The sequence below is a fragment of the Pedobacter sp. CFBP9032 genome, from assembly GCF_034045265.1.
GTDB lineage: Bacteria > Bacteroidota > Bacteroidia > Sphingobacteriales > Sphingobacteriaceae > Pedobacter.
In genome coordinates this window covers 1-460 of the sequence record NZ_JAXCWE010000037.1, presented here as the reverse complement: position 1 = coordinate 460, position 460 = coordinate 1, and the positions used below count along the sequence as shown (strand labels likewise).

Genomic DNA, 460 nt, shown 5'->3' with positions numbered 1-460 from the left:
TTTTTTTTCTGAGTTACAAGCAACAACTGATAAAGATAAAGCTAAAGCTAAAAAGCCTAATTTGAATGCATTTTTCATGTTTGAATATTTTTTAGTAATTAATTAATTTACCCTTAATACAGAGATATTAAAAAGGTAACCCATAAAATTTAAAAAAAAATAAAAAAGTCCTTAAGATGTTGATCCTAAGGACTTTTCTATATAAAATAAAGTTAGACTAGTGTTTAACTTCTTCTGTAGTAGTTGTAGTAGCTTTTACAGTAGTATCTTTTACTGTAGAATCTTTAACAACAGTATCAACACCAGTAGTGTCAGTAACGATAGTAGAAGAATCAGTTAAAGTTGTATCAGCACCTTCAGCTTTTTTTTCTGAGTTACAAGCAACAACTGATAAAGATAAAGCTAAAGCTAAAAAGCCTAATTTGAATGCATTTTTCATGTTTGAATATTTTTTAGTAAT

1 protein-coding gene is annotated in these 460 nt (G+C 26.7%); it reads right to left on the bottom strand.

Annotated elements, in window-relative coordinates; translation table 11 throughout:
- Positions 1–217: 217 nt before the first annotated feature.
- The coding region (locus SOM16_RS23050) for a hypothetical protein (RefSeq protein ID WP_320466350.1) at positions 218–460 on the bottom strand (243 nt) is incomplete at its 5' end.